Source organism: Chryseobacterium sp. MYb7 (assembly GCF_002979455.1).
In the GTDB taxonomy this organism is placed as follows: domain Bacteria; phylum Bacteroidota; class Bacteroidia; order Flavobacteriales; family Weeksellaceae; genus Chryseobacterium.
The window spans coordinates 42105-62965 of record NZ_PCOU01000032.1 but is presented as its reverse complement, the minus strand read 5'-3'; the positions used below and the strand labels follow the sequence as shown (position 1 = coordinate 62965).

At 37.7% G+C, this 20861-nt stretch carries 19 protein-coding genes; 4 read left to right on the top strand and 15 right to left on the bottom strand.

Annotation, left to right across the window (positions count from 1 at the left end):
* Positions 1-118 precede the first annotated feature (118 nt).
* On the bottom strand, positions 119-2113 hold the full coding sequence (locus tag CQ046_RS20370) for a S9 family peptidase (protein ID WP_105704026.1): 1995 nt from the start codon (positions 2111-2113) through the stop codon (positions 119-121).
* 276 nt (positions 2114-2389) lie between these two features.
* Between CQ046_RS20370 and CQ046_RS20365 the strand changes: the two genes are divergently transcribed.
* On the top strand, positions 2390-2644 hold the full coding sequence (locus CQ046_RS20365) for a hypothetical protein (protein WP_123906660.1): 255 nt from the start codon (positions 2390-2392) through the stop codon (positions 2642-2644).
* A gap of 54 nt (positions 2645-2698) precedes the next feature.
* Here the strand turns inward: CQ046_RS20365 and CQ046_RS20360 are convergent, their stop codons facing one another.
* From CQ046_RS20360 to CQ046_RS20345, 4 genes are all read right to left on the bottom strand, one after another.
* A complete protein-coding gene (locus CQ046_RS20360; protein WP_105704024.1) occupies positions 2699-3043 on the bottom strand; it encodes a phage holin family protein in 345 nt (114 codons plus the stop codon).
* A gap of 117 nt (positions 3044-3160) precedes the next feature.
* Positions 3161-3583 (bottom strand): PaaI family thioesterase, encoded by a 423-nt coding sequence (locus tag CQ046_RS20355; RefSeq protein WP_105704023.1) that lies wholly within the window; start codon positions 3581-3583, stop codon positions 3161-3163.
* Positions 3584-3704: 121 nt separating this feature from the next.
* Positions 3705-5258, bottom strand: a complete 1554-nt coding sequence (locus tag CQ046_RS20350; protein ID WP_105704022.1) for a GMC family oxidoreductase — start codon at positions 5256-5258, stop codon at positions 3705-3707.
* 16 nt (positions 5259-5274) lie between these two features.
* Positions 5275-6681, bottom strand: coding sequence for an aldehyde dehydrogenase family protein (locus tag CQ046_RS20345; RefSeq protein WP_105704021.1), 1407 nt, complete (start codon positions 6679-6681; stop codon positions 5275-5277).
* A 102-nt stretch (positions 6682-6783) separates the two neighbouring features.
* Between CQ046_RS20345 and CQ046_RS20340 the strand changes: the two genes are divergently transcribed.
* Together CQ046_RS20340 and CQ046_RS20335 are read left to right on the top strand one after the other, a co-directional pair.
* The gene (locus tag CQ046_RS20340; RefSeq protein ID WP_105704020.1) at positions 6784-7653 is read left to right on the top strand and encodes a helix-turn-helix domain-containing protein; all 870 of its coding nucleotides are present in this window, start codon (positions 6784-6786) and stop codon (positions 7651-7653) included.
* Positions 7654-7734: 81 nt separating this feature from the next.
* Entirely contained in the window at positions 7735-8157 is a 423-nt protein-coding gene (locus tag CQ046_RS20335; RefSeq protein WP_105704019.1) for a hypothetical protein, read from the top strand.
* 288 nt (positions 8158-8445) lie between these two features.
* On the opposite strand, the gene CQ046_RS20330 is transcribed toward CQ046_RS20335, so the two are convergent.
* The 10 genes from CQ046_RS20330 to CQ046_RS20285 form a co-directional block, all read right to left on the bottom strand.
* On the bottom strand, positions 8446-10572 hold the full coding sequence (locus CQ046_RS20330; protein ID WP_105704018.1) for a type IA DNA topoisomerase: 2127 nt from the start codon (positions 10570-10572) through the stop codon (positions 8446-8448).
* A 425-nt stretch (positions 10573-10997) separates the two neighbouring features.
* Positions 10998-11702: a M17 family peptidase N-terminal domain-containing protein gene (locus CQ046_RS20325; RefSeq protein WP_105704017.1), complete on the bottom strand. Its 705-nt coding sequence runs from the start codon at positions 11700-11702 to the stop codon at positions 10998-11000.
* 70 nt (positions 11703-11772) lie between these two features.
* Complete coding sequence (locus CQ046_RS20320) at positions 11773-12648, bottom strand: pirin family protein (RefSeq protein ID WP_105704016.1); 876 nt, start codon at positions 12646-12648, stop codon at positions 11773-11775.
* A gap of 515 nt (positions 12649-13163) precedes the next feature.
* Positions 13164-13748 carry a Crp/Fnr family transcriptional regulator gene (locus CQ046_RS20315; protein WP_105704015.1) on the bottom strand — a complete coding sequence of 195 codons (585 nt, stop codon included), beginning with the start codon at positions 13746-13748 and terminating at the stop codon, positions 13164-13166.
* A gap of 10 nt (positions 13749-13758) precedes the next feature.
* Complete coding sequence (locus tag CQ046_RS20310; RefSeq protein ID WP_105704014.1) at positions 13759-14070, bottom strand: hypothetical protein; 312 nt, start codon at positions 14068-14070, stop codon at positions 13759-13761.
* Between the two features lie 287 nt (positions 14071-14357).
* The gene (locus CQ046_RS20305) at positions 14358-15968 is read right to left on the bottom strand and encodes a Na+/H+ antiporter (RefSeq protein ID WP_105704013.1); all 1611 of its coding nucleotides are present in this window, start codon (positions 15966-15968) and stop codon (positions 14358-14360) included.
* A 274-nt stretch (positions 15969-16242) separates the two neighbouring features.
* A complete protein-coding gene (locus tag CQ046_RS20300; RefSeq protein WP_105704012.1) occupies positions 16243-16863 on the bottom strand; it encodes an alpha/beta hydrolase in 621 nt (206 codons plus the stop codon).
* 4 nt (positions 16864-16867) lie between these two features.
* A complete protein-coding gene (locus CQ046_RS20295) occupies positions 16868-17821 on the bottom strand; it encodes a ring-cleaving dioxygenase (protein WP_105704011.1) in 954 nt (317 codons plus the stop codon).
* Positions 17822-17980: 159 nt separating this feature from the next.
* Positions 17981-18277 (bottom strand): GNAT family N-acetyltransferase, encoded by a 297-nt coding sequence (locus tag CQ046_RS20290; RefSeq protein ID WP_105704010.1) that lies wholly within the window; start codon positions 18275-18277, stop codon positions 17981-17983.
* A 58-nt stretch (positions 18278-18335) separates the two neighbouring features.
* A complete protein-coding gene (locus CQ046_RS20285) occupies positions 18336-19268 on the bottom strand; it encodes a ring-cleaving dioxygenase (RefSeq protein WP_165790563.1) in 933 nt (310 codons plus the stop codon).
* A gap of 577 nt (positions 19269-19845) precedes the next feature.
* On the opposite strand from CQ046_RS20285, the gene CQ046_RS20280 reads away from it, so the two are divergent.
* Positions 19846-20844, top strand: a complete 999-nt coding sequence (locus CQ046_RS20280) for an EamA family transporter (protein WP_105704008.1) — start codon at positions 19846-19848, stop codon at positions 20842-20844.
* Positions 20845-20861: the final 17 nt, after the last annotated feature.

Sequence of the window (20861 nt, the reverse complement as noted above, 5' to 3'; positions counted from 1 at the left end):
TAATCAATTAATTAAAATAATAATATTGAATATCTAAAAACAAAAAGTCGGAAGAAAAAATCTTCCGACCATGACTAGGCTAAAGCCCGTTTCTATTGATCACAAATTGTTGTTTGTCTTATAAAGTTTCCTTCAGCCAATCGAAGAATTCTCTCTGCCATACCAATCCGTTTTGTGGATGAAGTACCCAGTGGTTTTCGTTCGGGAAGTAAACCAGTTTAGATTTTAATCCTCTTAATTTTGCAGCCTGGAAAGCTTCCTGACCTTGCTCGTAAGGAACACGGAAATCAATTCCTCCCTGAACAATCATGATTGGCTTGTTCCATTTATCTACAAAGTTACTTGGGTTGAATTCAGTATACGCTTTTGGCTGTGGTTTTTCCCATGGAGAACCAAGATCCCAATTGGCAAACCAAAGTTCCTCAGTCGTCAGATACCAGGATTTCATATCAAATAATCCATCATGAGCAATGAATGTCTTGAATCTGTTCTCATGGATTCCCGCCAGCATAAATACACTGTATCCTCCGTAACTAGCTCCTACAGCAGCTACTCTGTCACCATCTACATATGGTAAAGTTTTCGCAAAATCTGTTGCTGCCAGATAATCTCTCATCGGCTGTCCGCCCCAGTCTCTTGAAATTTCTTCATTCCATTTTGTTCCCCAGCCCGGCATACCTCTTCTGTTGGGTGCTACCACGATATAATCGTTGGCTGTCATTAGGGCAAAGTTCCATCTTACGCTGAAAAACTGAGTAAGAGCAGACTGTGGTCCACCCTGGCAATATACCAAAGTAGGATATTTTTTATTAGGATCAAAGTTCGGTGGATAGTGGAACCAAACTCCCATTTCTTTACCATCTGAAGTTTTTACCATTTTAAGTTCAGATTTTCCTTGAGCTAACTTAGCATAAGCTTCTTTGTTAGCTTCAGTCACCTGCTTCATTTCTCCGTTTTTAACGTTTACAGAGAACAATTCCGTTGCATGGTTTACATCCGTTCTTCCTACTAAAAGTGAAGATTTATTGTCTGTAAAGATTTCGTTAACGTCAAAATCTCCTTTGGTAATCTGCTGTACTTTTGCTGATTTTGAATCCAGCGAGAAAAGCTGTTTTGTTCCTCTGAATGCTGCCGTAAAGTAGATCGTTTTTGAATCTGCCCCCCAAAGCACATCTCCAGAAACACTTTCGTCCCATCCTGAAGTAAGATTAGTGGTCTTCCCTGACTTCCAGTCCAGGATTTTCACATCATTCTTATCTGCTTCATACCCATCTCTGGCCATGCTCTGCCAGATTAAAGATTTTCCGTCCGGGCTGAATTTTGGGTTGAGATCATATCCTTTGTTGGATTCTGTAAGGTTTTTGGTTGTACCTGATGCCAAATCGTAAGCAAAGATGTCTGTATTGGTACTTGTAGCGTACTCTTTTCCACTTTTAGGTTTTGTAACATATAAAAGCTGTGCAGAATCCGGGCTCCAGATAAAGTCTTCAGCACCTCCGAAAGGTCTTTGAGGAGAATCCCATGTTTTCCCTTCCAGAAGGTCTTTAGCCCCATCTACTTTATCAGAAATATTCACTACAAATACGTGGTTGTATTTTCCTTCATTGAAATAGTCCCAGTGTCTGTGGTTCAGGTCTGTATATACCTGAGCTGTAGTTTTAGGGGTATCACCGAATTTGTCTTTCCCCATCACTTTTTCTACCAATACCTGCTTACTGAAAGCAATTTTCTTCCCATCCGGAGAAATTACAACATTGTCAACTTCACCAATGGTGTAGAATTCTGTCCATGTTTTTCCTGCGTCTTTAGAAAGATAGATTTTATCTCCTTCCTGAGCATAGATTCCATTTTTATCCCATTGAATAAGGGCTTTTTTACCGAAATCAATTTTGGAGGACTGATTATTAAGAACATTCAGAAAATAGTTCTCGTTTTTTGTTTTTTCTGTTTTCAGATCTACCTGTCCTACTTTATAGATAAGAGAACCCTGATCTGGTGAAACTGCCTGTACCCCAACTTTTTTCAAAGTCCAAAGAATTTCAGGCGTCATTAGTTGTTGTGCATTCATTAAAAGCGGAGCTGCCAAAGCCAGCAGACTGTACTTAAGTTTCATATGTTGATATTCATTTTTTAACGGATCTATGAAATCATAATAATTTCATGAAACCCTTTTATTAAATTCAAAGATTGCCAAAGTTAATATTTAAAATAAAAATGGACGAAAGAATTAACAATTAAAATTCTTTTTTCATGGGTAACTCCCTTCGGGGAAAACACTGAGTTTTTAAATATGGGGATTTTCTCTGTTTCCCTGTATTTCCCAAATCCTGAATTTTACATGATCAGACGTCCGATATCATCAATTATAAACCCATTAAATTTTTACATTATGAGCACACCAGACACAAGTAATTTTAAAGCAACACGTGTAGATGCAGGCGCACCCAATCTTTGGCACGTACATGAAGGGCACTTCAAGTATGGATCTATAAAAGAAACGAGAGTTAATTTTGCAGGCAGAACTCTTGAACAGATTATGGCAAAGATTGCAGAAAATGAACCTACTAATACCCCTTACATGAAGACAGACAATCAGGTAAGAACTTATGAGGACTGTATAAAATGGATTAAAAAGAATTGTTAAAAAGAATAGGCTGCTCAAAAGAGCAGCCTATTTTATGAGAGTGTTTTTTGTATTTTAATCTCCGTCTGAGAACATTGAGTTCGCAAGGGAGGTTACGATTGACAATAATATACTGAAGATAAATGCCCACCAGAAACCGTCTACAACCATACTATCTATGAAATAGTCTGCAATCAGGATAATTCCGGCGTTGATCACCAAAGCAAAGAATCCTAAGGTAAGAATGGTCAGTGGAAGGCCGAACAGACTTAAAACAGGCTTTACAATTATATTAAGAATCCCAAGTACAATAGCAAAAATAATAGCTGAAGAAAATTCTTCAAAACGTACTCCCGGTAAGATTGTAGTTAAAAGATAAGCAACAATTGCCGTAATAAATAGTCGGATAATTAAGTTCATTGTGATATTTTTTAATGTTTATGGGGTTTGTTGAGCAAAAGCTATTCCATTCCGGAAAAAAAATTCTTTGAAACCCTTTATTTAAGGAATATTTTGCCTTTTATTTCTTTTAATTTCTTATTTTATTTTCATCATGGTTACTAATGAAGTGGCTACATGACTTTCAGAATCAGAACCTTCGGTTTTAACATAGATTTCTGTTCTTACCACTACAATTTTTCCTCCACCTTTGAGGACATAAGATTTTGAAACCAGAGCATCCCCCATTGCAGGACGCAGATAATTCACTTTCAGCTCAACGGTCACTACATAACAGTCTTCCGGATAATGGCTCACGGCTGCATACCCAGAAGAAACATCTACCAAAGAGGCTATCATTGCTCCGTTAAACATTCCTGCTTTTCGGGTCATCATTTCCATTTTAGGAATCTTCATGGATATAAAATCGGTTTCTACTTCCAGCAGTTCTGCTTTATAGAACTGTAAGGTTTCCGAACGGCCAAAGCTGTCTGTAATGAGTTTCTTTTTTTCTGGTGTCATGAATTTTATTTTACACAAAGGTAAGCGCTACAGCGTTTTTGATCTCAATAATCCGGGAAATTTTTATCAAAAAACCGTTTCACTATTGGTGAAACGGTTTCTTTCAGGGTTTTAAACCTTCTTACACAACAAACGATAACTTTTCAGATGAGCCTGACGCTTTCAAATGATGATCTTCCTTGATCATATCAGCTGCTTTTTCACCAATCATAATGGTAGGTGCATTGGTATTTCCGGAAACCACATCCGGCATAATGGATGCATCTGCAACTCTTAATCCTTTTATTCCATATACTTTCAGTCTTGGATCTACCACAGAATAGCTGTCAATCCCCATTTTGCAGGTTCCTGTCATATGATGGTAGGTGGAGCATGATTTTTTGATATAATCAATTACTTCTTCTTTCGTTTTTCCTTCTCCGGGATAAATTTCACCGTCATTCCATTCTTTCATGGCTTCTGTTTTTCCCATTTCACGGCATATTTCAACGCATGTATAAAGAGCCTCCAGATCAGATTCTTCAGAAAGATACATCGGATTAATTTCTAGTGATTCTGAGGGATCCGAAGAAGTCAGTTTGATATATCCTTTACTGGCAGGCCTGATAAATCCTGCGCAGAATGTAAAAGCATTTTCCGGTCCTGTAAATCCAGGACTGTAATAAGGAAGTCCCATGAATAAAGGCTGCAAATCCGGGAAAGCCATTTCTTCTTTGCTTTTCCAAAATAACTGAGCTTCCAATAGATTGGCTTGTGGAGCAGGGATTTCTTTTTTAGCTTTAAAAATAACACTGGTCAAAAGGTGATCCTGAAGGTTTTTCCCAACTCCTTTCAGGTCTTTTACCACTGAAATTCCTACTGATTCCAGTTCTTGTTTATCCCCAATTCCGGAAAGCATCAGAAGTTTGGCAGATTCTATGGTTCCACAGGATACAATGACTTCTTTTTCAGCTTCTACTTCTACTAATTCACCATTTTTCAAATACTGAACTCCGATACATTCATTTCCTTCAAAAATTAATTTCTGCGCCAGAGCATTGGTATGAATATGCAGGTTGGTACGTGATTTCACAGGATCTAAGAATGCTTTAGCTGTTGAGCATCTTTTTTCGTCTTTTCCTGCAGTCAGATGATTAAGACCAGCTCCCCAGATTTCTTTGTTAAAATCATCTGTCAAAGGATAGCCCAATTCTTTACAGGCTTCAATAGCGCTTATGGAAATAGCATTCGGATGTTTGATACGACTTACAAAAAGTGGTCCTTCACCTCCATGAGTTTTGTCTCCACCATCTTCATGGGTTTCAGATTTTTTAAAGTAAGGTAAAACACTATTCCAGTCCCAACCCAAGCATCCTTTATAAGCCCAATTGTCATAATCCTGCTGGTGGCCTCTGATGTAAATTAATCCATTAATAGAGCTTGATCCGCCCAATGTCTTACCACGTGGCCAATATCTGGTATTTCCTCCCGCATGTTCCTGTGATACTGTATGATACGCCCAATCTCTTTCGGTATTCCATACAGCAGGCCATCCTGCCTGCTCCTGTACTTCGGCAACTTTATCATCGGGGCCGGCCTCCAGCAGAAGTACATTTATATTTTTATTTTCACTTAGTCTGTTGGCTATTACAGCTCCTGCCGAACCGGATCCGACAATTATAAAATCGTATTTCATGTGTTTTTTATTTGTTTTATTTTTTGATGCTGATTACTTTAGGAACGGTAACTGCTTTCAATCCTTCCATTCCGAATTCTACTCCATAACCGGATTGTTTTGCTCCTCCAAACGGTACAAACGGGTGAATCGCTCCATGTTGATTGATCCAGACTGTTCCTGCTTCCAGTTGTGCTGCCACTTTCTGAGCTTCGTCAATATTATCACTCCAAACAGAAGCTCCGAGTCCGTTTTCTGAATCATTGGCCTTACTGATAGCTTCTTCCAAAGTTTTATATTTAATAATTGGTAACACCGGACCGAACTGTTCTTCGTCTACAATTCTGTTTCCGTTATCTACATTTCCGACTAAGGTTACCGGAATGAAATATCCCTCCAAATTAGGCTTGTGTCCTGTGAATATAAAGTCTGCCCCGATACTTTCAGCATCACGGATCAGATCCTGAATTTTATCGTACTGCATTTTATTCTGGATAGGTCCAAGAACGCTGGTTTCATCCGCGCCATTCCCCATTGGGATATTGGAAGAATAATCTGCTAACGCCGTAACGACTTTTTCATAATTGTTTTCATGAACATATAATCTTTTTAAACAGGCACAGGTTTGTCCCATATTCAGGAAAGCACCCCAGAAAATATTATCAATATGTTTGGTAACATCAAGTCCGGGTAAAATAATTCCTGCATCATTTCCTCCGCATTCAAGAGTTAATCGAGCCATATTTTTAACAGAAGCTTCAATCACTTTTTTCCCTGTGGCAATTGAACCTGTGAACATAATTTTTCCAATTTCGGGATGTGATGTAAGATAACCTCCTACTTCTCCTCTGCCGGTAATTACCTGCAAAATATCCTCAGGAAGTACGCTATTGATCACTTTTATCAATTCTAAACTACAATAGGTAGTATATTCCGAAGGCTTGATGATCACCGCATTTCCCATTCTGAGTGAAGGAATAATCTGCCAGATGGCAATCATCAACGGCCAGTTCCAGGGAGCAATAGCAGCCACTATTCCGATCGGGTTTCTGTATAAAACATCTTTTCTGGTTTCGTCTTCAAAAACAATTTCTTCAGGTAAATCCAGTGATGCAGGAACCTGAGTCCAGCCTACACATGCCTGCATTTCGAAATTGGCTCCAGGACCATTAAGCGGTTTTCCCTGCTCGCGGGTAATCCATTCTGCAAGGTGTTTTGAATTTTGCTGTAAAGCTTCCGCAACTTTTAATAAAATTTCTTTTCTTTCTGAATCAGGTCTCGCTGACCATAATTTTTGGGCTTTTTTTGCTTTCTCAATTTTAGCATCAATCTCCTCACGAGAAGTATCGGTTACTTCGCCTATAACCTCTAAGGTAGAAGGGTTTAGAGATAAAAACCGGGTATCTGGAGTATGGGTTTCTTTGGCTATTGATGTATTTTCCATTGTTTTAAATTATTTTGTATTTTACGTAGTTCGAAAATGGCAATAACATGATATAAATCATTTACCTATTCTCTATTTTTTTTAACCTAAACTCTACCTATCATGGAAAAGATCGAAGAAAGAACTGTTTTCAGCATTCCTTTTGGTGAATTGAATGTATTTGAAACGAATGTAGTTTGTCATGATTTTCCTTTCTTTTTTGAAAAGCCTGTCATCACGCTTATGCTGAGTGGCAATAAGATTATTCGCAGTGAGGATGAGACTTTTGAGTTTAATGAAAGAAGTGTATTTATTCCGCCCTGTAACAAGGAATTGAGCATAGATATTCACCCTGTTTTCAAAGAACCCACCAAGTGTCTTGTATTAAATATTGAGCAGGAATATATTGACAGTGTATTCGCTGAAGTGATTGAAAACTGGCATCCGGATTGGGACAGAACGGGAATTATGATGAAAGAAAATGCGGTGAAAAAGTTCGTAAGTTCAGATGAGTCTTTGTGGAGAAGCCTTACAAATCTTTATAACAGAAGAATTGACGGAAGCCTTCACGGTACCTCAGATTTTCTTTTAAGCTTAAACCTGAAGGAACTGATTTATGAGCTGATGAAAACCAATGCAAAACATATCCTTTTGTATTCTGACAAGACAGGAAATGTGCAGAATGGGCTGCAGGAAGTCGTTCATTTTATCAAAAACAATTACAGAGAACCGATTACCATTAAGAAACTGGCTGTGATTGCAGGAATGAGTGAAGCCAATCTGTTTAAAAAGTTCAAGCATTCGTACAACTGCACTCCGGTAGAATATATTATCCAGCTGAGAATAGAACATGCGAAACAGCTTTTGATCAGCAATCCTGAAATTGGAATTAAAAATATATGCTTTGAATCCGGTTTTAATACACTGGAATATTTTTATAGAAAATTCACCCAGATCACCGGAAAGTCTCCGAAGAAGTTTAAAATAGATTGATAAGGGCTGGAAGATGGAAGGAGGTTAGTACCATTCTTTTTATTTCCGGTAATTATCATTATTAAATAAAGTAATCGTCTTATGTATTATAAAAAGATATTCATTGTTTTAAGTCTTTTCTTATGCTGTATTTTTCATACACAGACTCTGCATTTGTATGGCGGTGTGGATCAAAAAGAATACCTGGGATGCTTAAACTGTGACAATTTTGATAAGAATTCAATATGGAATAAGTTCAGTGATTACGGAAATGTCTTCAGTTCAAAATCCATCTGGAACGCCTATGGAAATTATGGAAGTACATACGGTCCCTATTCACCATGGAATTCTTATACTTCTTATCCTCCGGCGATCCTGGATCAGGATGGAAATTTCTTTGGGTTTCTTACATTAAACCCTTATAAATCTGACAGGTCTGAGCTGGAGCTGGCTTTGATTTTATGTAAGCATCATGAGGAGATTAAGAATGATGTTGGGAGTTGGTATGAGAGGTTGTTCCGGTAAACCACCCCGTCAAAAATTCCTTGAATTTTCGCCACCCCTCCGGAGGAGGGGAATTTTCACGTCTTCAGTTGTAATACTTGTTATTAAAACAAAATTGCAAAGTACAGAAAATATAGGGTTGGATTTTAATAGGTAAAAATCTGGCGCTTTTGACTGGCAGTCAAAAGGTCACGGTTTCGAATCCCGTATTCTCCACTAAACGGTAATATTTAATGTATTGGTCACAGATTTTTATCCTCTCACGGATTGATCGGATTGGACAGATGTTCGCATTAAATTCAATATTAATCAGCTAAGTTGTACCTGAAAGTCGTCAGTTAAAGTCAAAATACCTTCTACAAAGCCTTCCGGATGGGTCGTGAATCCTTTCAACTTCGATGTTTTTCCTTTTAAAACTAAATCTAAAAGCTGTTTATCGGATAATTTTTTGCCGAAAATTTCGAACGTAATTTTAAAACCACAATTTTTGAAATCGGAGCAGCCTACTGCAGCTTTCCCTTTGATCAGATTGTGTTCTTTGCATTTAGGGCATTTCGTTTCTTCCCAGGACTGAAGTTCTTTTTTCTGTGCAGGTTCTCTTTTTTTCTTTTCCTTCACTTCTTCTTTTTCTTCTCCCTGCAGAGTAATGACTTTCCCTTTTCCGTATACCACTTTCTCTGTAAGTTCTGTAACCATCTGAATCAGTTCTTCTTTGAAAAGGTTGGCTTCATACTCTCCTTTTTCAATTTTTCGAAGTTTGGATTCCCATTCTCCGGTCAGTTCCGGGCTTTTTAACAGCTCGTCTTCGATAGTATCGATCAGCTGGATTCCAGTTTGGGTAGCGATCAGATTTTTTCTTTTCTTCTCGATATATTTTCTTTTGAAAAGGGTTTCGATGATGTTGGCACGGGTAGATGGTCTTCCGATACCGTTGTTCTTCAACATTTCACGCAATTCTTCATCTTCTACCTGCTTTCCGGCGGTTTCCATCGCTCTCAGCAGTGTTGCTTCCGTGTAGGGTTTTGGAGGTGTTGTTTTTCCCTGGTGGATCATCGGATCGTGGGATCCGGTTTCTCCTACAGTAAATTCAGGGATGGTTTGTTCTTCTTCTTTTTCTTTTTCCTTATCGGCGGTTTCTTCTTTAGGTTCTTTGGCATAAACGGCTCTCCATCCTGCTTCAAGCACCTGTCTTCCACTGGTTTTGAAAGGAATAGTTCCTACTTTTCCTTCTACCAAAGTATTGGAAATTTTACATTCCGGATAGAATACGGCAATAAAACGTTTTGCAATCAGATCATAAATCAATTTTTCTTCCCTGCTCAGGTTCTGAGAAGGTGGAATTTCTGTAGGAATGATGGCATGGTGATCGGTTACTTTTGTATCATCGAAAACGGCTTTTGATTTCGGAATCGGAGCTTCCAACAAAGGTGCAATCAATTCCTGGTAAGGATACATTTTCTGAAGAATACCTGCTATTTTCGGATATAAACTCTCGGATAGATAGGTGGTATCAACACGAGGGTAAGTCACGTGTTTCTTTTCGTAAAGACTTTGAATATAATTCAGTGTATTTTCTGCTGAATATCCGTATTTTTTATTGGCTTCTACCTGAAGTCCGGTCAAATCGAAAAGTCGTGGATTTTTTTCTTTTCCTTCTTTAATTTCGAAAGAAACGATCTCAAATGGATTGACTTTAAGGTATTCCAGCCCTTTTTCTGCACGTTCCAATGTTTTTAAACGATCGATCGCTGCATTGAAAATCACATCACGATATTTGGTTTTCAGTTCCCAATATTCTTCTGTGGTAAAGGCATCAATTTCTTTCTGACGCTGCACCAGCATCGCCAATGTAGGAGTCTGAACTCTTCCAATGGACAGAACGGCTTTATTTCCCCCAAATTTTTTAGTAAAAAGCCTCGTAGCATTGATTCCCAATAGCCAATCTCCTATAGCTCTGGCATTTCCGGCCAGATAAAGATTCTTGTAATCTTCTGCAGGTTTTAAGCTTGCAAAACCTTCTTTAATGGCATCTTCCGTCAATGAAGAAATCCATAAACGCTGAATCGGTTTATTGCATTTTGCTTTCTGCAATACCCAACGCTGAATGAGTTCTCCCTCCTGCCCGGCATCCCCGCAGTTGATGACCTCATCACATTCTTCGACTAATCTTTCAATCACTTTAAACTGATTTTCAACGCCTTTATTCGGGATCAGCTTGATTCCAAAACTGCTGGGAATAATGGGTAATGAAAAAAGATTCCAGGATTTGAACTGTGGACCGTAATCGTGGGGTTCTTTCAGGGTGCAAAGATGTCCGAATGTCCATGTTACGCAGTAGCCGTTTCCTTCCATATAGCCTTGTTTAGGCGTGGTAGCGCCCAATACTTTGGCGATATCTCTGGCAACACTGGGTTTCTCGGCAATACATAATTTCATGAACTCGGGTTTATTGAAGGAGTGCAAAAATCGGGATTTTTTTTGACATTGCAAATTCAGATAAAGGTTGATATCTTAGAATTGAAAGAAAGGAAATTACATTTTGTAATCTAAAGATGTAAAGTTTTACAATATATATCATCAATTTATTTAAACGCAAAGTTTAATATGCCTTTTTTAAAATTCTTATCTAAGGGAGCAAAGATGGAATCAATTTCATTGATTTTTTCTAAGCTTGTGGATTATCCTTTAGCTTCGTCATCGACTTAGTGGCGTTTCTTTGCTTCTTCAAATAAATAATACAATAACCTTCGCGCGTTTAAAAATAAATCACTTGTTAGATATTTGATTATGATCAAATATTTTATACAAAAAGCCCCCTTATAAAAAGGAGGCCGGATCAACAATGTAATGAAACTAGTTCATTATTTCTTTTTTACTTCTGAAATGGCATCGGAAATTCCTCCGCCTGCGGTTTCAAAGAAGGCAGGACCAGCCAGAAGATATACTTTTTCTAATTTTTTGGTGGTGGATAATTTGTGTTCTTTCAGGTAATTTTCGGAACGATTGGCATGTACAATTCCTCTTACTACATTTCCCGCTACTAAAGCGGTTGGAGAATCTATTCCTGCATCTTTCAGATCACTGGCGAATGCAAAATTGGTAACGCCTAATCTCATGGCTTCACGGGCGGCCACTTCTCCTACGGAAGTCATTAAGTCGGGTGTGAATTTGTTACGGTCACCCAAACCGATCAATAACAATTTCTTGGCGGACATCGATCCTGCAGGAGGTGTAATTAAAATAGTTTCTAAAGAATGTCCTAAAAACTGACCTGATTTTCTGATGTTGGTCAGTTCTCCTTTTAAAGCTTCATCCAGGTGAACCAATCCGTTGACATTTGCAGGTAAGGCCTGAGCACTATGGATATCATTGTCTGTATATTCGAAAACACAGGCTACCTGAAGCTGGGCATCTGCTGATGAGGGTCCTTGTACCAATCCTACCATGGAAATTCCATCTACTGTTCCCCAATTTTTGGAGGTTCCTACGGCTGTTGTTTGTGCAAAGCTTAGGGTAGAAAGTGCTAATGCTGCGATTACCAGTGATTGTTTTAGTGTATTTTTCATGTGATTTATTTTTTGTTGGTTGTTACGAGATGCTAGCTTCAAGCTGCGACTTATTTTTTTTGTTTTTTATTTATAATGTCATGGGTACCTCCATCAAAAGGATCTCTGTACCTTCTTTAAGGGCTTTTACAGTGATTTTCTGAATATCCCAGATTCCGAATCCATCGCGTTCTTCTATCGTCTCATTACCTATTTGCGCACTTCCTTTAAGGATAAAAGCATAGATTCCGTTTCCTTTTTTTCTGATCTGGTAATGAGTTTCTTTATTCTGATCAAAAGTTCCCAGATGAAACCATGCGTCCTGATGGATCCATACTCCTTCGTCATCTGCGTTAGGAGAAAGAATCTGTTGAAATTGATTGTAACTTTTTGTTTTGTCTAAAGTAATCTGATCATATCTCGGTGTCACATTTCTTTTTTTCGGATAAATCCAGATTTGAAGGAATTTTACAAGCTTATCACTGTTTTTGTTGAATTCGCTGTGCATGATTCCGGTTCCTGCACTCATCACCTGAATATCTCCGCTTCTGATCACTGCCGTATTTCCCATACTGTCTTTGTGCTCGAGGTCACCTTCCAAAGGAATGCTGATGATTTCCATATTGTCATGAGGGTGTGTTCCAAAACCTCTTCCTGCTTCCACTTTATCATCATTCAGTACTCTCAATACTCCGAAGTGCATTCTTTCAGGGTTATAATAATTCGCAAAACTGAAAGTGTGCTGGCTCAACAGCCATCCGTGGTCCGCTTTCCCTCTTGAATCAGCTCTGTGGATCACTGAGTTTTCTTCTATTTTTGATTCTGTATTGGGTAGATGATTGTATCCGATCGGTTCTAATGGTTCGATCTCATCAATGTCATTTTTCATAGCACTTGCTAAAGAAGCTGATGCTACAAACATACCTGTTCCCAATAATCCTTTCTTTAAAAAATCTTTTCTGTCCATATCAGATTGTTATTTGTTCTTGTTTGATAGGACAAATTTAGAGAGACGGGAAACCCTGCACATTTAACTAGTTTAATAAATGACTTCGAAGCAAAAAAAAAATGCCGGATACAAAAGTATCCGGCAGTATGAGTATATTGGGTTGTTGTTTTTCGGAAAATACAAGAGTCTTTTTTATTATTAAGACTTAATTAATTCTATTAATATTGTAAAGAATAACTTTATTTAGATTCCTAAGGAATGACAAACTGCATGGGTAAAGCTATTATTGCAATTGTGTCATTCCGTAAGAATCCAGCCAATATTATTCAAATAAGAAAAGTATCAACAAAAACTCCAATCCTGGCCTAATATCCCAACTGGAGACGTGAAATTCCCCTCTCTTGGAGGGGTGGCGAAAATTCAAAGAATTTTTGAAGGGATGGTTTTACACGCAAAGCCATCAACAACATAAAATCATCCTAGTCATCCATTTCCATCCGTGCAATTTTTAGGTAAAAAAATTCCCCAAAGATTTATTTCTCCTTTGAAGCAAGTCGCTTTCTGATGGTACTTACAAATTCTTTTGAAACACCAAGGTAAGAAGCGATGTAGTACTGTGCTACTCTTTGTGGTATTGAAGGATATACTTTGATAAATTCCAGGTATCTGTCTGAGGCGGTTTTGGAGATGGTATTGACCAGTCGGCTTTGCAGGGTTGCCAGATTCCTCTGAACCAGCATTCTGAAAACTCTTTCGAATTTAGGAATCTCTTGTAATAATTTCTCTTTTGTTGAAGGATTGAGCATATAAATTTCCGAATCTTCCAGGGTTTCAATATACACTTTTGAAGGCTTCTGCTCCTGAAATGAAGCTATATCACTGATCCACCAATCTTCTATGGCAAATAGCAGCGTTACTTCAGAACCATTATCATCCAAACAATACATTCTCACACATCCTTTATGAATATACCCCTCAAACTGGCAGATTTCTCCTTCTCTGAGTAAAACCGTTTTCTTTGGAAACGACTGGCAGGCAAGCAGATCTGTAAAAAATTTTTCTTCTTCCGGAATGATTGAGATAAATCGTGTAATGTTTTTGATGATATTTTCGAACATAATGTCAGGTTTATCCCTGCAAATTAGGAAAAAGACTATAAACTTCATTCTTTAAAAGTCCACTTCCTCCTCCATAATGATCAATCACTTTAACCTCTTTATCTAATTCTGCACAAAATTCTTTGATCTCTTTTTCAAAATCATCTTCAAGACCGGAACTTAAAAGGACAATATCCACCTTATTTTCTCTAATATATTCATAGCAGAAATCTTCATCACTTTGGATTTCTGCCGTCCAGCCTTCATTATTTTCTATAATTCTTTTTAAAGTATCCAGAATTTCCTGGTTTTTTCCAATGACTAAAAAATGTAATGTTTTCATGTTGTTCAATGTTTAAAGTTTAAAGTTTAAAATTCAAGGTTCAGAGTTTAATGTTTATATTTTTATGTAAAGGATAAAATGACGATCTAGATTCCTGCAGAATGACAATGTGGGTGCATAAATAAAAACATATAATTTGTCCATTCGGTAGAAATCTAAACACTTTTACTCCCAAATGCTCCCACTCAATAACCCGAGTCTCGAAGCCTGCCTCCACACTAACAACTCTAATACTCTCAAGCCCTCCGACTCTCAAACAAACTCAAAACCCGCATCTCGCAACCTCTCTACAAATGCTTATTCCCCGTAATCTTCAACTCATTCAGATCCAGTTGTGATTCTGCTTTTCGGATCTCGTCTTCACTGAAGAGTTTTTCGCGTTTCATTTTAAACAGCTCTTTTCGCTGTAAGGCAAAAATATCAAGCATTACCTTATGATATTCTGCCATATCGTTTTGTCTGTTGGTGCACATTTCAATAGAACTTAAGTGATTCTGGTGAAGTTTGATATCACTTTCCAGTGCTTTTTTAAGATTCTCAAGCAAGCCATTGCTGCTTACCACTTCATTGTATTCATTATCAAGTTTTTCGACAGCAAGCTTATCCAGTCTCATCTGAATTCCCGCCTGTTGTTCATGGGAAGGAAGAATATGATCTATCTCTCCAATCTTTGTTAATTTAATAATCAAAGGCAGTGTTAGTCCCTGAAAAACCAATGTGACAAAAATGACTACGAATGTGATAAAAATGATCAGATTTCTCATTGGAAATTCTGCTTGAGAATTCATCATAACCGGAATAGACAAGGCTGTTGCCAGGGAAACCACTCCTCTCATTCCTGCCCAACCGATAATCAGGGGATTTTTCCATCCCGGACTCGGATCACGACGGGCTTTTTCACTGAACCATCTTGGGAGATGAGCCACAGGATAGATCCATAAAAGTCTTACCACAATGACGATCAAGCTTATAATCAAACCATATTTGATTCCTTCTATTACTGAAATTTCACCTAGTCCATTGATAATATCGGGAAGTTCAAGGCCTATCAACACAAAAACTAACGCATTCATCACAAAAATCAGCGTATTCCAGACTCCTGTCATATTGATTCTTGTAGTTCCTGTCTTGAAGATTTCATGAGCACGGAAAGACATAAACAATCCTCCGCTCACTACAGCCATCACACCAGAAAAATGAAAATGTTCTGCCGAAAGAAACAAAATATAGGGTGTCATTACCGTAAGTGCCGCATCAATAGCTGGTGTAGTGGGTAAAAAACGATGAATGGCATAAAAAATATGAGCCCCTGCAATTCCTACTACAACTCCCATTCCTGCCACCAAAAAAAACTGTCCTGTAGCTTCATGCATTGAGAAAGTGCCTGTCATTACGGCTGCCAGAGCAAATCTGAAAACAATCAGTGAAGAGGCATCATTAATCAAACTTTCTCCTTCCAGAATGGCAATCGTACGTTTGGGAACTTTTAATCCTTTTAAAACCGTTGTGGCTGCCACTGCATCCGGTGGTGAAACAATTCCTCCCAATAAAAATCCCAGTGCCAGTGTAAATCCCGGAATCAACATTTGTGAAGTATAGGCAACGACCAGAGAAGTCAGAAATACCAATCCAAAAGCCAAGAGACTGATGGGACGTTTCCATTTCCAGAAATCATTCCATGAGGTATACCAAGCTGCTTCGTATAAAAGAGGGGGTAAAAAAATCAGAAATATAATCTCCGGATCCAGTTTTAAAACAGGGACTCCGGGAATAAGACTGATTCCCAATCCGGCAAGTACCAAAAAGATAGGATAGGCAATTTTGATTCGTTGTGCCAGCATGACCAGCAGCATGACGAGTAATAAAAGGCCTAGGATTAAAAGGAGTTGTTCGTGCATGTTTTTAGAAGTTAGAAATTAGTGGTTGGAAGTTAGTTTTCAGATTCGGGTTATTTAGGTTTTGGCTAAAGTCAGTGATTTTTTGTTTTTTTGTTTGGCGGGCTAAAGCCCACCGCTATCGAATGTTAATTTATGATTGGGTTAGACTTCCTACGGAGTGACAATGTGAACGGATAGATAATGCGCATACTTTGTCACTCCGTAAGAGTCTCCATTTTACTTAAACACGTAAATGGTCATTAAAATTATAAATATATTCAATCTTAAAAAATACTTATTTAAATATCACTGAATTAGCTATTTCAATTTCTTCCTCGTTAATAGAATGTCCGAAATTGGCATATACTTTTTCTGTTACCTCCGCATTCATTTCTCTTAAAATATTGGCTGTAGCGTATACTCTTTCTATGGGAACATGAAAATCAGGGTTACTGGTTCCCAGAAAAACCGGGGTTCCGGCAAAATCTCCTTTATAATTTTCACGATTGATCTTATCACCTACCACACCGCCAATAATGGCTGCCGCTCCACCAAACTTCTGAGCATTTCGTGCTAAAAATTCAAGAGTAAGACAAGCGCCCTGAGAAAATCCGAAAAAGTAGATATTTTCAGGTTTAATTCCGGCTTTTACAGCAGCTTTCACTGTTTCTTCAACCATTTCAAGGGCTGATGATAACCATGGTTCGTTTTGTTCTACCGGAGCTATAAATGAAAAAGGATACCATGTGTGATTCAAAGCCTGTGGAGCCAGCAGTGCATAATCTTTTACATTTAAATGCTGGGATAAACTTAAAATATTCTGAGCGCTTCCTCCACGTCCGTGAATCATGATTAAAGCTTTTTCTGCCTGATTCAATGGTATTCCTGCTGTTTTTATATTTAAAATATGACTCATTATTTTATCTGAATTTTTCTGTTGGATAATTGATTTTGGGAAGAACTTCTTTCAAACGTTCTCTTCTTTTCTCAAACTGCAGCGGCAATTGCAAATCTTCCCCTAAAAATGCAGCTTCTTCATCTACATCGAAACCAGGGCCGGAAGTTGCAATTTCAAATAAAACGCCTCCCGGTTCTTTAAAATATACAGAAGTAAAATATTTTCTGTCTTTCACTTCAGTATGTTCCAGTCCGTATGCATTTAATCTTTTTACCATTTCAAGCTGGGATTCGGCATCTGGAGTGGCAAAAGCTACATGATGAACAGTACCTCTTCCGGCTAATCCTTTCAAAGCATTTGGAGTAGAAAGCAGATCTACATATTTCCCGGGCCTATTTTCTGTTCCCAATCTCAGTCTGTCTGGACTTTCCTTGATGACTTTGTGATCCATCTGAGTGGTCAGAAGTGCTGCTGTTCTTTCATAGGCATCCTGCCAGATTTCTACATGATGGATTCCCTTGATGGCATAATCTTTAGGAATATAGCCGTTGTAATAGCCTTTTCTTTCATCTTTATCATTAAAAACCAATTCCAGTCCCAACCCGTCAAAATCTTCAAGATAAATGAAAACTTCCTCAGAAAGTCTTTGCTGTGGCTGTTTGAAAGGAATATTAAACTGTTCCAGGCGGTTTGTCCAATAATCCAGTGCATCTATAGAAACTGAAAATGCAGTGGTGTTGAGCATACCTTTACCATGTCTGCCATTGATCAGATCTTTACCATACGGAAAAGTAGTCATGATCGTTCCCGGTGTTCCGTATTCGTCCCCGAAATAAAAATGATAAACATCTGAGTAATCAAAATTAACCGTTTTTTTGACCAATCGAAGTCCTAAAACTCCGGTATAAAAGTCTATATTTTCCTGTGCATTTCCGGTAATTGCCGTAACGTGGTGCAGTCCTGTGATAAGTTTCATTGTGTTGATTGTTGTTAATAAAATTGTTGTGATAAGTTAAAAAAGATGGAGAAAGTAAAGAGGAAATCGTAAAAAGAAGTAAAGACAAATTTACAATAAGCTTATTTGCCTTTACACTCTCAAACATTCTCACTTTCTGACACTCAAATCTCTATTTCCTTAGAGTTCTTCCTTCATCCACACATCATTGTATTCTTCCGGATGACGTTTGAACTGTGCGTGAACATACGGACACAATGGTGCAATTTTCAAATCGTTTTCTCTTGCGTAGGAAACCAATCTTTCTAATAAAATTTTAGCGAAGCCTTTTCCTTCATATTCAGTATTTACTTCGGTATGATAAACCGTCAGTTTTTTTCCAATGACTGAAATATCCATTTTACCCGCTTTATGATCGTTTGAAAAAAGCTGGATTTCTCCTTTTCTTCCTTCTAAAACTATTTCTGTTCTTTCCATTTTTTTGTTTTTAATCCTTAATTCAAAATTAGCATCTTTATGAGTGCTGGCCGATGATCTATGATAAGTTCGGAAGTGCTTTTTCTATTTTATCACGCATTCCTTCATACTGTGCAGGAAGCTTAAGATTTGTTCCCAACTCATTCAAAGGTTCATCTACAGTAAATCCCGGATTGTCGGTTGCAATTTCAAATAGAACACCACCCGGCTCACGGAAATATAAGGAGTAGAAATAATCTCTGTTGATCTTCGGAGTAATGCTCAGTCCTGCAGATAATGCTTTCTCACGATATTCCATCAGAACATTGTCATCTTTTACCCTGAAAGCAATGTGGTGATTGGTTCCGGCAGCATTTCTTCCGGCAGGAATTGTACCATTTTCAATAATATCTATAAGATTAGCAGTATCAATGGCATCAGTGGAGAACCTGTATCTTTCTCCTTCCTGTTTCTGCAAATCGTAACCTAAAACATCAGTCAGAACTTTGATCGTAGGATCTGCTTTTTTTAAGGTTAAAGTGACATTATGAAACCCTTTCAATGCATATTCATCCTTGATATCATCAGTTGTCCATACTTTTCTGCTGTCATCACCAGATGGTTCTATAAACTGTAACTGAAGGCCGTCCGGATCTTTGAAAGAAATCATTTTTTCTCCAAACACTTCCCCTTCTTCTACGTTTACATTAAAGCTTTGTAAACGGTTTTTCCAGAATTCCAGGCTTCCTTTGGGTACTGAATATCCGATATGGGTAGCCATTCCACTTCCGTTGTTTCCTTTACCAATTCCTTCCCACGGAAAGAAAGTAAGGATGGTTCCCGGTGTTCCGCTTTCATTCCCAAAATAGAAATGGTACGTTCCCGGATCGTCAAAATTCACTGTTTTTTTTACCAGTCTTACTCCTAAAACCTGAGTGTAAAAATCTAAATTTCTTTTGGCATTGTCTGCTATTGCAGTAATATGATGCAGACCTAATATTCTATTGTCCATGTCTTTTAATTTTGATGCTAAATTACAGTGAACTGAAATCCTGTGCATTTAACTAGTTTAATAAATACAAATGCTTCCTTTCGGTCAACATCGTTTTATCATACGTTTAAATAAGAACACAAAACCGCCTTTACACAATTCTTAAAAATATCAGCTTATTTTATCTTTTCCACAACATCAATTAAGATGTAATTTCAGTATTACTTGAGTGAAAAAACATAAAACGATTATATTATTTTTAGAATTAATCAAAAAACAAAATACACAATCAACTAACTGCCAATAATTTAATTCATCAACGATAAATTAATATTTAAAAAGCCTACTTTTTTAGTGGACTAATAAGAATTATATTATATATTTGCAAACGTATTCAGGAAATAAAACAAAATGAGCACAGAACTAAAGAATAATTCAACAAGTAAACATACCATCAAAAATATGATGAAGGATATCTGTATGCCTATGCATCAAGAATACTGTGGTTAACCTTACTTTTATTTAAATATATTTTAAAGGCTCTACCACGGTGTAGAGCCTTTTTTCATTGAACACAACAACATCAAAAAAAATAAAAATGAACAATTCTAAAAACAAATGGTTGATTCCATTGGCTTTTACAAACATCTATGTGATATGGGGAATTACGTTTTTAGCTATTTCATTTGGCTTAAAAGGTTTTCCGCCATTTATTCTTTCAGGATTAAGATTTCTGGTTGCCGGAATTCTGATGATAGGATATCTTCTTTCTAAAGGAGAAAAAGCAAACTCTCTGATCAACTGGAAGAAAAATGCAATTACCGGTATTCTTATTCTTACCGGAGGAACAGGGCTGGTAGCCTGGGGAGAACAATATGTAACGGCTCCTGAGGCAGCAATTTCTATTGCAACCGGGCCATTCTGGTTTATTGCAATCGACAGAAAAAATTGGAAATATTATTTTTCAGATAAATTCATTCCAATAGGATTGGCCATTGGATTTGCAGGATTGATTATGTTTTTAAAAGGCAGCGTAAATTCAAATGCAGCGCATGCCATTGCTAATGGAAACCTTCGTATCACAGCGTTTGTAGTATTGGGGTTAAGTTCCATCGCATGGGTACTTGGTTCTCTATATTCAAAGAAAAATCCGGCTTCCCAATCTACCTTTATGAATATTGCTCAACAGCTTATAGTAGCGGGATTAGCTTCTTTTTTAATTTCTTTTTTAAGAAAAGAATGGACTGATTTTTCAGTTGCTGCTGTTCCATTATCGGCATGGTTTGGAGTTCTATTTTTGATCTTCTTTGGATCGATAGTCGCTTATTTGTCGTACATTTGGCTTCTGTCCGTAAAACCCGCTGCCTTGGTAAGCACCCACACCTATATCAATCCTATTGTAACAGTGATTGCAGGTTGGATTGTTGCCAGCCAAAGCATCAATGGAGGTCAGCTGTATGGTTTATTCATCATATTGCTGGGAGTACTTCTAACGAATGTCACCAAGTATTTCAGACTTTCAAAACGGTCAAAGGTAAAAATCAGAAGAGTAAGAAGGTTTTTTAACAGAGCAGGCAGACCATATCAGCCAATTTAAACAGTATACAAAATCAG